We start from the raw sequence: 12,999 nt of genomic DNA, 5'->3' as shown, positions 1-12,999 counted from the left end.
TCTTGCTTTTGGAAAAAATGAGGGAACCCGCGCATGAGTGATGATGCAGTCAAACAAATGAAGCAGGCCGTTGCCAAAGCTGCTGCCGATCGCGTGCAGTCTGGAATGATTGTCGGCTTGGGTACTGGGTCAACCACGGCCTTTGTGATTCAATTTTTGGGCGATCGCCTGCGCAATGGAGAACTGAGCAATATTGCTGGTGTGCCTACCTCGTTTCAAGCCTCTGTTCTCGCCAAAAAGTACGGCATTCCCCTTGTCACCCTCGATGATGTGGAGAAATTGGACATTGCGATTGACGGTGCCGATGAAGTGGATCCCGCCAAAAACCTGATCAAAGGGGGTGGGGCGGCTCATACCCGTGAAAAAATTGTTGACTCCCTTGCAGATCAGTTCTTGGTGGTGGTGGACAGCAGCAAACTGGTGCAGAAATTGGGTGCTACTTTCCCTGTGCCCGTGGAAGTTTTACCCTTTGCCGTGGCTCCGGTGACCCGTGCCCTGAAAGCTCTTGGGGGTCAGCCCGAACTGCGCATGGGGATAAAAAAAGATGGCCCAGTAGTCACCGATCAAGGCAACCTTGTCCTTGATGTCAAATTTGATGACATTGCAAACCCTGCTGAACTGGAAAAAACGATTAACAACATCCCTGGGGTTGTCGAAAATGGCCTGTTTGTCAACGTAGCCGATGTCATCCTCATTGGTGAGATTGTGGATGGCCAACCTCGTGTGCGTGAAATGCGCTAGCACAAAGCCGCTTGCCCCCTGTGATCAATCTCTCAACCAAGCAGTGATTCGGTTCTTAGGCGGAGAGTGGGCTGCCACTGATAATCGGAGTATCCACTCCACAGGAGCCTCTAATGTCTCTCCACTCCTTCACCCGTCGGTTGGCCACACTAGGCAGCATTGCGGTTTCGGGCTTTGTGGTTGCTACTACGGCAGCACAGGCGAACCCACCGATTATCGTCAACTGCAACAGCGGCGGCCAAATTTGCGATCAAATGGCTCGTTATAACTTCAACTCTGAAAGCCCGAACTTTGACTATGCCCTACAGGTCACTGCACCTGCCACCCACTGCTCCGAAGTGAAATATTTCACCACCAATCGTGAGGGACAGCGGGTTGAAACGGAGTTCCTTGGCCCCAACCGCTCAGGATTTTTGCCTATTGGTGGCAACTGGCAACAGGGGAGTCACACGATTCAAATTGGGGCGATCGGGCGTCAGGGTGGATGTAATGTGGGTACGCTAGGTTCTTGGGGGGTTCAAGTCCGCCCTGTCGTTGTTCCCCGCTAATGAGAAATGAACTCCTAGAAACTTGACTTCTCCTCATTTATTGAAGGGTTGGTGGCAACAACACTGACCTTTTTTTGCTTATTTTTGGCGTACTTCTCCAGTTTCCATTCATTCTACTTCCCCGAAAGGAAGCAAGAGCATCTTTAATATGGTCGGCGCGTCCAGTTTAGTGTATTTGAGGCACGCTTAGAAACCTACCAAGTTGAGGAGTTGTGCGATCGCCTGCAACGGCGGATTAAACGCAGTAAAGATCACATTCGTATCTATCCGCTCAGCCGCCACACCGAAGCCAGTATTCTTGTTCTTGGCACGGGTCAAATTCCCGTCGACCTCCCTTTAGTACAGTTGTTTGAGTTTGGTGCACTCTAAGATGAACTCTTGGGGGCGATCGCTGGTCAAATTATTGAGAAAAATTATCTTTGAGGATTTGTGCCATGCGATTGCGTTGGTTGGTATTGGCATTAATGGTGGCAGCAATGTTGATCACAGGGGCGATCGCCAGCCGTGCTGGTAAGGAGGTGCCCGCCACGCTTACGGGTCGAATTACGGCGGTTGTTGATGATGATGAAGTCTTAATTGAGGCCAATAACCAACGCTACAAGCTGGATTTACCCGATGCCTGCAAACCTGCCCTGCGCAATGGGGTTCTGAGGGTAGGCAGTGTTGTTACTGCTAGGGGCAAAATGGAACGGGGCGATCGCGAGCTAGATGTTTCCGTGATCCAGATGGAGGGGCGTCAGGTCTGCCCATAATTGCGCACACCAAAGGGCACATGCACTGAGGGAATCGAACCCGCTGCCGACTCAAGGTGGGTCAATTGATCATCAAAGAAGATGTGCGGTTTGAGTTGCTTGAGAATGCGCACTTTCTCCATGCCACCGAGGAAAAAGGTTTCATCGGGCATTACGCCCCAACTATTGAGGGTAGTCACCACCCGTTCACTGGCAAGGATGTTGCGTGCCGTAACAATCGCAATCCGTAATAACCGCCGATAGCTGGCATCCTGCTGCTCCTTGGCCATCTCCAACTGTTGAAAGGCCGCTAGTTTTCTAAAGAGATCGCTCAAGGGACCTGGATTGTGGGGAATGTCGGCCTTTTGCAACTCGTGGGCTTGAAATTGTTCTAAATCCCCTTGACGAAAGACCGCTTCGGCTTCATCATCCGCCAGCACCCCATCAAAGTCAAAGGCAATCCGCAACTCGGCATCGTCTTCATGATCCGTAATCGGCGAGCGAATCACCATGCCCGCTGGATAGCCGGCGGCGATCGCCTGCTGTACATCTGTTGCATTCGCAGAGAGAAACAGGGAGACATTAAAGGCCGGAATGTAGGGATGGGGAGATTTCCCCCCTAAAAACGCCGCACGGGTGATATTGAGGCCGTAGTGTTGGATTGAATAGAAGACCCGCTGACCGGTATCCGGATCGTTTCTAGAGAGCAGCACCACCTCCACCGGCTCCTGTTCGGGATAGGCACGATTGAGATTTAAAAAGCGGCGAATAAAGGGAAACGCCACCCCCTTAGGCAAGACATCGTATTTCCTTTCCCGCTGAAACTGGCGGTACTTTTCGGTACCCTCATTGCGAAAGACATCATCCGCCTCCCCCAAGTCAAATAGCGCACTAGAGGCCACCGCAATCACTAATTTCTTCTCAATTGGGTATCCCATTGTTGAGCATCCGATAGTGGGCCTGAAGGGCAGTACGCAATTGGGCGATCGCCCCTTGCCAATCACCCCGGTGGGGCTGGCGAATTAACTGCGCCGAAGGATACCAAGGCGATCGCGATTGCTGCCAGAACCACCGCCAATCCGCCACAAAGGGCAACAGGATCCACAGCGGTTTCCCTAGGGCACCTGCCAAGTGGGCGACGGCTGTATCAATCGTAACCACTGCATCGAGCTGCTGGATCAACAGCGCCGTATCCAGAAAATCCCCCATATAGGGCTGACAGTCAATCACCCCCACCTGCCGTAGTTGTTCCGCTTCCGCTGGCGATCGCTCCTTTTGCAGGCTATACCATTGGACATCGAATTCCCGCAGTAGGGGCAGGAAGTACTCAAGGGGACAAGACCGCTGCGCCGTGGTGCGTGTTTGGCTATGGCTGGCCCAGACGAGACCAATCCGCGGTTTGGACACATTAAAGATACTCCGGGGCAGGGGGGTGGGTAACTGAAAATAGGGACTGAACTTGGGAAAGTGGTCTTTATCAATACCCAAGTAGCGAGGCAAACTCAACAGAGGGGTGTGGTAGTCAAAAACCGGCGGTACCTCCTCGGTACTGATCACCTGAATCCGCGGCAGTGTTTGACAGAGGCGCACCAAGGGCGGATAGGCAGCAAAAATTACCCATTGGGCACGCCGCGCCATCAAGGGCAGTAAACGCACAAATTGAATGCAGTCCCCCAGACCCTGCTCACTATAGACAAAGAGGGTTTTCCCCTCTAAGGATTGACCTTGCCAGCGGGGTTGAGGATAGGAGCGTAATCCGCCCGTGGGTTGCTGCCAGCGCCATTCGTATTCCTCCCATCCCTCTCGAAAGTGCCCTAGCATCAGAAGAACAAGGGCAAAGTTGAGGCGCACATCCACGACATCGGGATCCAAGGCGACAGCTTGGCGAAAGTGGTGGAGGGCTGCTTGCGGATCCCCAGTTTCCAAGAGCGCTGTGGCCAACCCGGCATGAGCCGCACTATTGAGGGGGTCAAGACTCAAACAGCGTTGGTAGTAGCTGATTGCTCCCGTAAAGTCGGCTTCGCTGAGGGAAATTTGACCCAGTTGCAATAGCGCCTGTTGGTGCTTGTTATCCCGCAGGAGCACTTCTTGGTAGCGATCGCGAGCCGCTGCAAGGTTTCCCTGTAAATGAAGGGCATAACCCAGATTGTAATGGGCTGCCAATAGTTCTGGATTGGCGCTGAGGGCAGCTTGAAACTGCGGAATGGCCGCGGCGTAGTTTTTTAATTCCAAATAGACACTGCCGAGATTGTTGTGGACATCCGCCTGACTGGGTTCGAGATACAGCGACTGTTCATAGCAGGCACTGGCCTCGGTGAGTTTGCCTTGGGAGTGCAGGCAGAGTCCTAAGTTATACAGCGTTGTGGGCAAGTCCGGATTTAGGGAGAGGGCTTTTTGGTAGCAGGCGATCGCTCGTTCAGTGTCTCCTAAGTCCAGATAGGCATTGCCGAGGTTACTATGGGCTTCCACCCACTCCGGCTTCACCTCAAGGGCGCGTTGATAGTGGGGTAGGGCAGCAGCGGGTTGCGCCAGAAGATCATGGAGAACCAAAGCCAGCCGATAGTGGGCAGGGGCATGCCACGGATCGAGGGCGATCGCCTGTTCATAGGCTCGCCGTGCCTCAAGGGGTTGCCCCAGTTGCTCAGCAATCAACCCCAACAAATAGTAGGCCTCTGGCTGCGGCGAACGTTCAATCACTTGACGTGCCAATTGCTGTGCCCCGCTCCACTGCTGTTGCTGATAAAGTTGCCAAGCCTTTTTTAGGGGCAAGGCTGTCGGCCACCCAAAGATACCCACGGCGATTGCTACGAATAGTAATTGTGTTGATTCAAATAATAGGCAACAGCGGCAGCGATCGTAGAATTCCCATTGAGATCAAGAGGCGTGGGGTCTAAAGGAGGCTGAGGTGCCGCTCGCAAAAAGTCCCAATGGCCGCCAAAAAATTCTTCATGGCTGAGAATTTGATGGTAATGATGTGCCTGCAAGCCGGCCACTAAAACGGGGCCTTCGGCAAAATCATCGCGGCGAATGGTTGCCACCGGTACCCCCAAGCGACAGGCTTCTGCATAGGTGCCATAACCGGGCTTGGAGATGATTCGGCCACACAGGGGCATCACATCCACAGGGCGCAATTGCCGGCCACAGAGCTTCAGTAGGTTCGGTAAGTCCTCAGGGGCACTGCTATCAAACGTAAGGAACTGCCAATCGGGAAACGCCTTAAGGGTCTCGTAGGGAATCGCTTGCAAACTCAGGCCGCCAAAGGTCAAAAGAACTGTGCGATCGCGGGGAACAGTCAGGCCGAGGCGTTGACGCAGCACGTCTGGTTCAAAACGCGGTTCAGCACCAGTCAGGCCCACCGCTTCCTTGTGGGGAAAGGCGCGCAACGGTTCAGCAAAGGGCAATTGAAACAAGCGATCGCACCCGCTATACAGATCACTCACCCAATCGGCAATCTCCAGAAACGGCTCCCCAAAGGAGCGATAGATAAAGTCCCAACCAAAGTTACTAGCCATCCAGCAGGGCACCCTGGCCGCGTGGGCGATCGCCACAGCTAAAGGGGGAATATCCGCCAACACTAACTGCGCCCGATTTTGTTGAATAAAGTCCGCCTCGGCGCGGATCAACTCAGGGGCTGCGGCCTGAAGTTCCAAGAGCTTGGCACGGGTGGCGGCGAGATCCATTTGCAGACTGTCAGCCTGCACCACTCCCAGATCAAGTGCACGGGGACGGTGAATGAACTCCCCTTCAAGGTTTGCCTGCAACAACCAGTAGGGTGCCGTCGTCACGATCAGCGGCAAGAGATCGGGCACTTGGCGACGAATGGCATTCACGAGTGCCGTTGTCCGCGCCACATGGCCAAAGCCATGGTTTGTGATTGCCACGTAGAGGGTTGGTCGAGCCACAGGCGTGTTCTTGCCAAAACAGATGCAATCTTAACATTTGTAACAACTCTCGATGGGTGTGCCAAACCGCTTTTTTCTGAAGAAGTGGCAACAGGCGGGGGACAGATGACTCAAATCAGACCCGTCTCGCTCTGGGTGGCTATAATAGATTTATTTCATTCTATTCAAATGAGTCATAAGATAGATTTATTACCGATATTTATAAAATTGTGTTGCTTTTTATGAAGATATGTAACATACTGTTGACTAGGAGGCAGAGATAAGCATAGCAACACGCTAGACATTTAACATCTCTGAAGCTATATGACCTACACCACCGATACTCGTTTCAATCCCTCGACACTGGCCACAGCGGTTCAAGACGTAACTGCTCTCTTCAACTGCCTGAGTGTGGATGACAAACTGGGACTCCTGTGGTTCATCTACACTGAAACGGGTCGTTCGATTACAGCCGCCGCCCCCGGTACGGCTCGCCTACAACTGGCGGAAGGGCTGCTCAATCAGGTCAAAGCCCTCAGTTTTGATGAGCAACTGCAATTCATGCGCGACTTGGTGGCCAATGTGGACACCCCTCTCACCCGTGCCTACGGTGTGTTTAGCCCCAACACCAAGCTCGCCTTCTGGTACCAACTGGCAGAATTGATGAAACAAGGGTTTGTGGTACCCGTTCCCCCCGGTTACACCCTCAGCCGCGATGCTGATCGCGTGTTTGCAGCTATCAAAGCCCTTGACTTTGGTCAACAAATTACCGTCCTGCGGAATGCGGTTGTCGCCATGGGTGTGGATCCGCTTGCTGTCTAATTGAGATGCCATGGGTTACGCAAGGGGGCAATGCGCTCCCTTTTTTTGTCTTGATACAAACCACTGAGGAAATGAAACCATGACCCCTCTCGTTCAAGAGAATCCCATTCTCGGCATTGACGAGCCAACCATAACCGCCTATTTTGCTGCCCTCAACGACGAACGCTACGAGGCTGTGGCAGCCCTGTTTGCTGAGCAGGGAGTGCTCTATCCGCCCTTTGAGGAGGCGGTGGTGGGTCGGGGGGCGATCGCTCGCTATTTGAGCGTTGAGGCCGTGGGCCTGCGCGTCGAACCCCGTAAAGGAGAATGTCTGAGCACAGAGGACAATGAACGCTGCTATCGCTTGGTGGGCAAAGCCAAACTGCCGCTCTTTAGTGTGAACGTGGCGTGGCAATTTGGTCTCAATACCGAGGATCAAATCACGTTTGTGACCGTGGATCTGCTGGCAACCTTGGAGGAACTCCTCAACTATCAGCCTCTGCGTCAACAGCGTTAGGGCGATGGGCAAAGACTTCTGCTTCTAGAGCCTCCACGCGATCGCGCAAATTGTGAAGAATGCCTGAATGACTCAAGCGCACGGCTGCCAACTGTTCCCGCAGGCGATCGTAGTTTTCTGGCAATTGCTGTCGCAGATGGATGACCTCACGGCTAAGGGCATTCACCCGTCGCTCTAGATCTGCCACCCGTTCCGGTAAATGATTCCCTTGCGCATAAAACTTGCAAACAATATCAACGATGGCGCCCTCAAGGCTGGCAAATTGATGCTCCCGCTGATAGGCATACAGCCAATTCAGCACCTCTGGCGGTAAGTGCGCAGTAATTTCCGACCCAGAATCCATGCTCCCGTCCTATGGCAGTCTGTATTTCTATTTTGTCGCTTTGGGACGATTTGGGTTAGAGAGGTAGCTCAGGGGAATAAAGGGTCGCAGTCAAGCAAGGCCACTGCTGTTCAGCAAAAACTTGGGGGGCGTCAGCCAAAAGAGTTGGCTATTACCAAGGGGATCGGTTTCGGGCAGCTTGAGGCCAATAATCCCAGCTTTCTTGAGCTGGAGGTGTCCCAGGGCTTTGCCACAGATGAGGAGTTCTGCCCAGTGACTGAGATTCGGCTCATGGCCCACGGCAATCAGGGCACCCTCATGGTCTTGACGCCAGTGGTTCAGCCAATGGAGCCATTCTTGCAAACTGCCACTCGGAGCCAACAGGTCAGAAATCATCAGATCAGGGGCAACCCCCACTTCAAGGAGAATTTCTGCCGTTTGCCGTGCTCGCACTAGTGGCGAGGAGAGAATCAGTTCTGCCTCAATGCCCAAATCCAGTAACCGCCGTGCAATCTGATGGGTTTTCTTTTCCCCTTTGGCCGTCAGGGGGCGATCGCCATCACTGCCTTGAAATACCTCCCCTTCAACCGCGATCCCGTGGCGGAAAAAAAAGACTGTTAGCTCCGTCATAAAAACCTAAAACTTGATTACTGCAAACAGTGCCTTACTCCGTACCATGGAGGACATTGTTCTTCGGATTAACGAGGTGGAGGAGCTTCTGCTTAATCTGCGTATCGTAAACGCTCCACTTGAGTTTAGCGTATTCTGGATTTTCATTGAGACCCGACAAGAAGCCCACGGGGATTTCAAAGCCACCGGCTTGGGAGCGACCCCCACCAAAGAAGCGTCCTTGGCGATCCTTACCAAAGGCCTCTTTGATAAATTCGTCGGGGTCAAGGGTAATTTTTGTCGTGCGCAGTGAACCGATAATCAGTTCTACCTCTTCATCTTCATCGTGGACAAGGCCATAGACCACGGCGGTGTGGACGTTCTCTTCGGTGACGAGGAAATCTGCGGCTTGGGGAATGGCATCGCGGTCTTCGTAGCGGATATAGCCCACCCCGGAAATCGAGAAGTTGTTGTGAATAGAGCGGTTTTTCAGCGATCGCTCGATCACATCCATCACTTGCTTTGAGCGGTGGGACTGCAAAATGGTATTCAGCAGTTGATAGTCAATGAACCGACTCAAGAAAGCGGCTGCCAGAAAGTCTTCTTCTTTGGCTTGTTTGAGGCAGTCGGTGTCTGAGCGCAGCCCATGCATCAGAGCCGTGGCACATTTCACATGAATCGGATTGCTACTGTCGAGGGTGAGCAGACCCGCTTGCAGGTATTGGGTAAAGATGGTGGCTGTGGCGCGGGTGGTCGGCCGAATGTCTGTAAACTCGGCTTGAATAGATTCTTGAAGACTGTGGTGATCAATGATGGCGATCGCCGGCAGGCCAGCCTCCTGTACCATGGGCAGCAATTGACTGGTGGTGCCTTGGTTGTCAATCAGCACATAGCCTTGGTAACAGGTACAATCCCGCTGATCTTTATTTTTGGTTCCCTGCACAGACCAGCGAACTAGAGGCATCCCCGTCAGCCGCACTAGGGTAATGTTTTCCTGATGACTCAGGGCACCGGCGTAGGCAATATCGCACTGAATCTCAAATTGCTCAGCGATCAGTTTGTAAGTCCATGCCGAAGAGAGGGCATCGGGATCAGGAAAATCTTGGAGAATAATCAACTGCCGCGTACCGCGATGGCGTTCCAGCATCTGCCGCAGGGCTTCGGCACGGGGGTCACTCAAGCGAACTTCCGCCTTCACCAAATCTGTCGTCTTCGTCTCCGATTTCACCAGTGCGTTACCATTCAGTTCAGGATGAGCGGTACTAACGTCACTGGTAAGAGAGTCACTGAGTTCAACTGGATAGGGGGATTGCATAGTTGTTTCAGCGTTGGATGACAGGGATAAACCCAATGGGGAACGCGGAGCAAAGAACAGTCGTTACCATATCGTCAACGACTCTATCTCGATCTTGGCAGATATTTTATCGTTTGGCATCCCCCCTTGGACAGCGGTTGCGCCAGTGGCGATCGTCCCCTGCTTGGCAGCCCTTAGTCCTCACTTTAGCGATCGCCCTCTTTGTGGCGGGAACCCACAGCGCGAAAGCGCAGCAGGTGTGGCGAGGCAGCGAATGGGTATCTTTGCAGCGAGCTTACGAGGAGTGGCAGCAGAAACACATCCTCTACTTGGGTGAAACCCATGACAGCACTGCTGATCATCAGGCACAACTGTTGATTTTGCAGGAATTGCAGCGGCGGGGGCGTCCCCTCGCGATCGCCCTCGAAATGATTCAGCGTCCCTTTCAAAGCGCCCTTGATGCCTACATTGCCGGCGAGATCACGGAGATGGAACTGCTGGAGCAAACGCAATATGCCCAGCGCTGGGGCTTCCCATGGTCGTTCTATGCCCCCATTTTTCGCTTTGCCAAGGAGCAGCGGATTCCCCTGATTGCCCTGAATACGCCCACCGAAGTCACCCGCCAAGTGGCGCGCCAAGGTCTAGCGAGCTTAGGGGAAGACGATTTGCGCTATATTCCGCCCCTAACGGACATTGATTTGAGCAACACCGCCTATCGCGATCGCCTGAAGGAGATTTTCGTTGCTGCCCATCAGGGCATGAGCCATAGTCTCAATTTTGACTTTTTTTACCAAGCCCAAGTGCTTTGGGATGAAACCATGGCCAAAGTCATTGCCCACCATCATCAGCAGCATCCCGATCGCCTGATTGTGGTGCTGACCGGGCGGGGTCATGTTTATTTTGGCGATGGCATTCCCCAGCGGGTACAGCGACGACTCTCCCCCAACCTCCGCCAAGCCATCATTCTCCTCAACCCGACAGCAACGGAAAAAGCCAAACCCCGCATTGCCGACTGGTTCTGGCAAAATGATCCCTCTCACTAACTTAATCCGCTAAGCCATGTTCAAGGGCAAAGCGCACGAGTTCTGTACGGCTACTGGTACCGGTTTTCACAAAGAGGCGACTCACGTACTTTTCAATATTGCGGACACTGGTATTCAGTTGACTGGCAATTTCTTTATTCATCAGACCCTTGACCACCAGTTCCAGGACACTCGCTTCGCGGGGCGTGAGATCCAGCTGAATGGTTGGGGCAGCGGGGGTACGTTTGCCCTGTTGGACGAGCATTGCCCGCAGTTCGGCAATTTGTTGGGCTAGATTGGCCAGATTGGGTTCTGCGTCATCACGGGCAGCCGCTTGGCGCCGCAGCAAATTTTTAATAATGGCCACCAGTTCATCGGGGTCAAAGGGTTTGGCTAGGTAAGCATCACAGCCGGCATCATAGCCTTGGATGCGATCGCGCTTCATGCCCCGCGCTGTGAGGAAGATAACGGGAATATGGTTGAGGTGGGGCTGTTGGCGCACTGTCTCCAAAAAGGCATAGCCATCCATTTGCGGCATCATAATATCCGTAATAATCAGGTCAGGCACATTGGTTTCTAGGTACTCCAGAGCTGCTTGACCATTGGCGACTGCTGTCACTTCAAAGCCACTGTCTTCTAAATAGGCCGTTACCGCCTCGCGCACCCCCGGCTCATCATCCACCAGCAATAATTTTGCTGTCATTGCATCTCTCCTACTCCTGTAGAACCCAATCTACTCATGGTTTACTATTATTGGCAGTATCTGCGTGGAATGTTTTAATGGCAATTATTGCGCTGCGGGCATGGTACCTACCGCAGTATGAACCCCTCGAACACATCGAGCAACGCCCCCACGATCTACGCCTCAACAAAAGTAGCTTGCTGAAAACGGCATTGCGGGCAGATTTTCTCGATGACTTAGAAACAGTTCAGCGTTCGGAGTGGTTTCAACGCTATCGCCTTGGGGAAACCGTGGAATTTTACATTGAGGGCAGCGGCAGCTATACGATCGCCAACATTGATGTTCTCAGCCACGAAATCTACTTCATCAAGAGCGATCGCCTGAGTTACTTGGAACCAACCCTCTTTTTCAGTGGAGCCGATAGCCCCAGTAGCGACGAGATTCGCACCGCCCTCAAAGACTTTATCAACCACACTCCCAGTCGCTTAGCCTTGGAACTCGTAGAAAGCCCACGCTCAGCCAGTGCTCCCCTGCGCCTTGAAAGTCCATTCATCACCCAATTGCGTCGCTCACTGCTCTTTATTGCAGATGGGAGCGGGAATGAACATTTGTCCCCAATGGTTGCCCTCGAACTCGGCTATGCCCTTGCGAGTAAACGCCGCAATCAAATACTTATCATTCAGCAGGAGCATCCCGACCAGCGAGCACCTCTGCCCATTGAAATTCCCAGTCGCCAGCGCCTCATTTATAGTCATTCTCAAGAGCTAAGCAAGAAGCTAACACCCCTACTGCAAACCCTTTTAGAACCCTTTGAACTCTTTCGGCAATAGATCACCCCCATTCAGGCGTCAACGAACCAGATCGTAAAGCAGGTGGGAAGGCACCCCTGCAGCCAAGAGGAGACGGGGAAGGGTTGGCAGCACGCGACAACAATGCTGAATGAAATCATGAATCCACCGTTGCAGGGTTTCTGCTTCATGGTTGGTGAGCAGTTGATCGTGGGGCGTAAAGTCGCGGTTGTGGAACTTTTCCACTTGAATTTGCGCTAGCCAGCTCTCACGAGGCCGTGTCAATAACCAATAGTTGGTGACAATCATCTTGCCAAGGTAGCGCACCGCCACTTCCGTGATTCGCCGACAGTATTCGTAGTAATCAGCAAGGGTTGTGGCTTCATGGTTCGAGGAAGAAACAGGGGGTCTCTGTTCTGTCTTAGCCAACCCGCTAAAGAAAGACATCAACTCTGCCACTGCATTGTAGGAGACAGGGAGTTCAAGACCCATGAGATCAAAAATTCTCTGCTCAATGTGTTGCAGTTGCTGGGTTTGATGCGGCTCGTTAACTTTTATTTTTTGATGTAACTCAATGAGAAATTCTAATTGATTGAGTTGTGGATAGGTTAAATGATCTAAATTGATGTAACGCTCTAGGTATTCTTCCTCAATTCCCCCTGCGTGATGATCACGACTCACATAAGACTGAATGGCGGGATGCTCGGCCACCAAGCGCCGCAGATAATAGCGACTGACTGGCGAAATATTCATATGGCACCTCCCTAAAGGCCAGAACGAGAACACACTAAGACAAGCAAAGGTGGACTTCAAAGGCTATCGGCTGATGGTGAATGAAGAAGGGTTAATAATTTTTTAACAAATTGACTCGTTAGTAAGCTGCGTATTTATAGCCAAATAGTTATTCAAACAGTTAATCCTTATCATCAGGGAAACACCAAATCACTTTAGAAGCTAGGTTTACAGGTAAATTGACTGCCTTTAACTTCAAGAGAACCCTAACTGCGTTTGTATAAAACTATATCTCCTTTATAAAGGCTGGGATCTGAGATCGTCAAGTATT

The 12,999-nt window shown here is 52.4% G+C and carries 15 protein-coding genes and 1 pseudogene; 8 read left to right on the top strand and 8 right to left on the bottom strand.

Annotated elements, in window-relative coordinates; translation table 11 throughout:
* The first annotated feature begins 33 nt into the window (after nt 1–33).
* The 4 genes and pseudogenes from rpiA to NBE99_RS01640 all read left to right on the top strand — a co-directional run bounded on the left by rpiA (nt 34) and on the right by NBE99_RS01640 (nt 2,041).
* Nucleotides 34–741, top strand: coding sequence for a ribose-5-phosphate isomerase RpiA (gene rpiA, locus NBE99_RS01650; protein ID WP_250682784.1), 708 nt, complete (start codon nt 34–36; stop codon nt 739–741).
* 113 nt (nt 742–854) lie between these two features.
* Nucleotides 855–1,289, top strand: a complete 435-nt coding sequence (locus tag NBE99_RS01645; protein WP_250682783.1) for a hypothetical protein — start codon at nt 855–857, stop codon at nt 1,287–1,289.
* Between the two features lie 207 nt (nt 1,290–1,496).
* Nucleotides 1,497–1,658 (top strand): annotated as a pseudogene (locus tag NBE99_RS13400) (hypothetical protein); the annotation flags it as partial.
* A gap of 65 nt (nt 1,659–1,723) precedes the next feature.
* The gene (locus NBE99_RS01640; protein WP_250682782.1) at nt 1,724–2,041 is read left to right on the top strand and encodes a hypothetical protein; all 318 of its coding nucleotides are present in this window, start codon (nt 1,724–1,726) and stop codon (nt 2,039–2,041) included.
* Here NBE99_RS01640 and NBE99_RS01635 read toward each other — a convergent pair.
* The 3 genes from NBE99_RS01635 to NBE99_RS01625 are packed head-to-tail and all read right to left on the bottom strand — an operon-like array spanning nt 2,026 to nt 5,922.
* Nucleotides 2,026–2,958: a 5'-nucleotidase gene (locus tag NBE99_RS01635; protein ID WP_250682781.1), complete on the bottom strand. Its 933-nt coding sequence runs from the start codon at nt 2,956–2,958 to the stop codon at nt 2,026–2,028. The genes NBE99_RS01640 and NBE99_RS01635 overlap by 16 nt on opposite strands.
* Nucleotides 2,942–4,816, bottom strand: a complete 1,875-nt coding sequence (locus tag NBE99_RS01630) for a tetratricopeptide repeat protein (RefSeq protein ID WP_250682780.1) — start codon at nt 4,814–4,816, stop codon at nt 2,942–2,944. Before NBE99_RS01630 ends, NBE99_RS01635 begins: the two co-directional genes overlap by 17 nt.
* A gap of 8 nt (nt 4,817–4,824) precedes the next feature.
* The gene (locus tag NBE99_RS01625) at nt 4,825–5,922 is read right to left on the bottom strand and encodes a glycosyl transferase (RefSeq protein ID WP_250682779.1); all 1,098 of its coding nucleotides are present in this window, start codon (nt 5,920–5,922) and stop codon (nt 4,825–4,827) included.
* 303 nt (nt 5,923–6,225) lie between these two features.
* Between NBE99_RS01625 and NBE99_RS01620 the strand changes: the two genes are divergently transcribed.
* On the top strand, nt 6,226–6,723 hold the full coding sequence (locus tag NBE99_RS01620) for an orange carotenoid protein N-terminal domain-containing protein (RefSeq protein ID WP_250682778.1): 498 nt from the start codon (nt 6,226–6,228) through the stop codon (nt 6,721–6,723).
* A 79-nt stretch (nt 6,724–6,802) separates the two neighbouring features.
* Nucleotides 6,803–7,219: a nuclear transport factor 2 family protein gene (locus tag NBE99_RS01615; protein WP_250682777.1), complete on the top strand. Its 417-nt coding sequence runs from the start codon at nt 6,803–6,805 to the stop codon at nt 7,217–7,219.
* On the opposite strand, the gene NBE99_RS01610 is transcribed toward NBE99_RS01615, so the two are convergent.
* The 3 genes from NBE99_RS01610 to NBE99_RS01600 form a co-directional block, all read right to left on the bottom strand.
* Nucleotides 7,188–7,562, bottom strand: a complete 375-nt coding sequence (locus NBE99_RS01610) for a hypothetical protein (RefSeq protein ID WP_250682776.1) — start codon at nt 7,560–7,562, stop codon at nt 7,188–7,190. The genes NBE99_RS01615 and NBE99_RS01610 overlap by 32 nt on opposite strands.
* 90 nt (nt 7,563–7,652) lie before the next feature.
* Nucleotides 7,653–8,171, bottom strand: a complete 519-nt coding sequence (sixA, locus tag NBE99_RS01605; protein ID WP_250682775.1) for a phosphohistidine phosphatase SixA — start codon at nt 8,169–8,171, stop codon at nt 7,653–7,655.
* 34 nt (nt 8,172–8,205) lie between these two features.
* Entirely contained in the window at nt 8,206–9,465 is a 1,260-nt protein-coding gene (locus NBE99_RS01600) for a bifunctional oligoribonuclease/PAP phosphatase NrnA (RefSeq protein ID WP_250682774.1), read from the bottom strand.
* 113 nt (nt 9,466–9,578) lie between these two features.
* On the opposite strand from NBE99_RS01600, the gene NBE99_RS01595 reads away from it, so the two are divergent.
* Nucleotides 9,579–10,487 (top strand): ChaN family lipoprotein, encoded by a 909-nt coding sequence (locus NBE99_RS01595; RefSeq protein WP_250682773.1) that lies wholly within the window; start codon nt 9,579–9,581, stop codon nt 10,485–10,487.
* A 1-nt stretch (nt 10,488) separates the two neighbouring features.
* On the opposite strand, the gene NBE99_RS01590 is transcribed toward NBE99_RS01595, so the two are convergent.
* Nucleotides 10,489–11,169 (bottom strand): response regulator transcription factor, encoded by a 681-nt coding sequence (locus NBE99_RS01590; RefSeq protein WP_250682772.1) that lies wholly within the window; start codon nt 11,167–11,169, stop codon nt 10,489–10,491.
* Between the two features lie 77 nt (nt 11,170–11,246).
* Here NBE99_RS01590 and NBE99_RS01585 point away from each other — a divergent pair, with 77 nt between their 5' ends.
* On the top strand, nt 11,247–11,978 hold the full coding sequence (locus tag NBE99_RS01585; RefSeq protein ID WP_250682771.1) for a hypothetical protein: 732 nt from the start codon (nt 11,247–11,249) through the stop codon (nt 11,976–11,978).
* Nucleotides 11,979–11,996: 18 nt separating this feature from the next.
* On the opposite strand, the gene NBE99_RS01580 is transcribed toward NBE99_RS01585, so the two are convergent.
* On the bottom strand, nt 11,997–12,689 hold the full coding sequence (locus NBE99_RS01580; protein ID WP_250682770.1) for a hypothetical protein: 693 nt from the start codon (nt 12,687–12,689) through the stop codon (nt 11,997–11,999).
* Nucleotides 12,690–12,999 lie beyond the last annotated feature (310 nt).

It is taken from the genome of Thermosynechococcus sp. HN-54, assembly GCF_023650955.1.
In the GTDB taxonomy this organism is placed as follows: domain Bacteria; phylum Cyanobacteriota; class Cyanobacteriia; order Thermosynechococcales; family Thermosynechococcaceae; genus Thermosynechococcus.
This window is presented reverse-complemented; position numbering and strand designations above follow the sequence as displayed.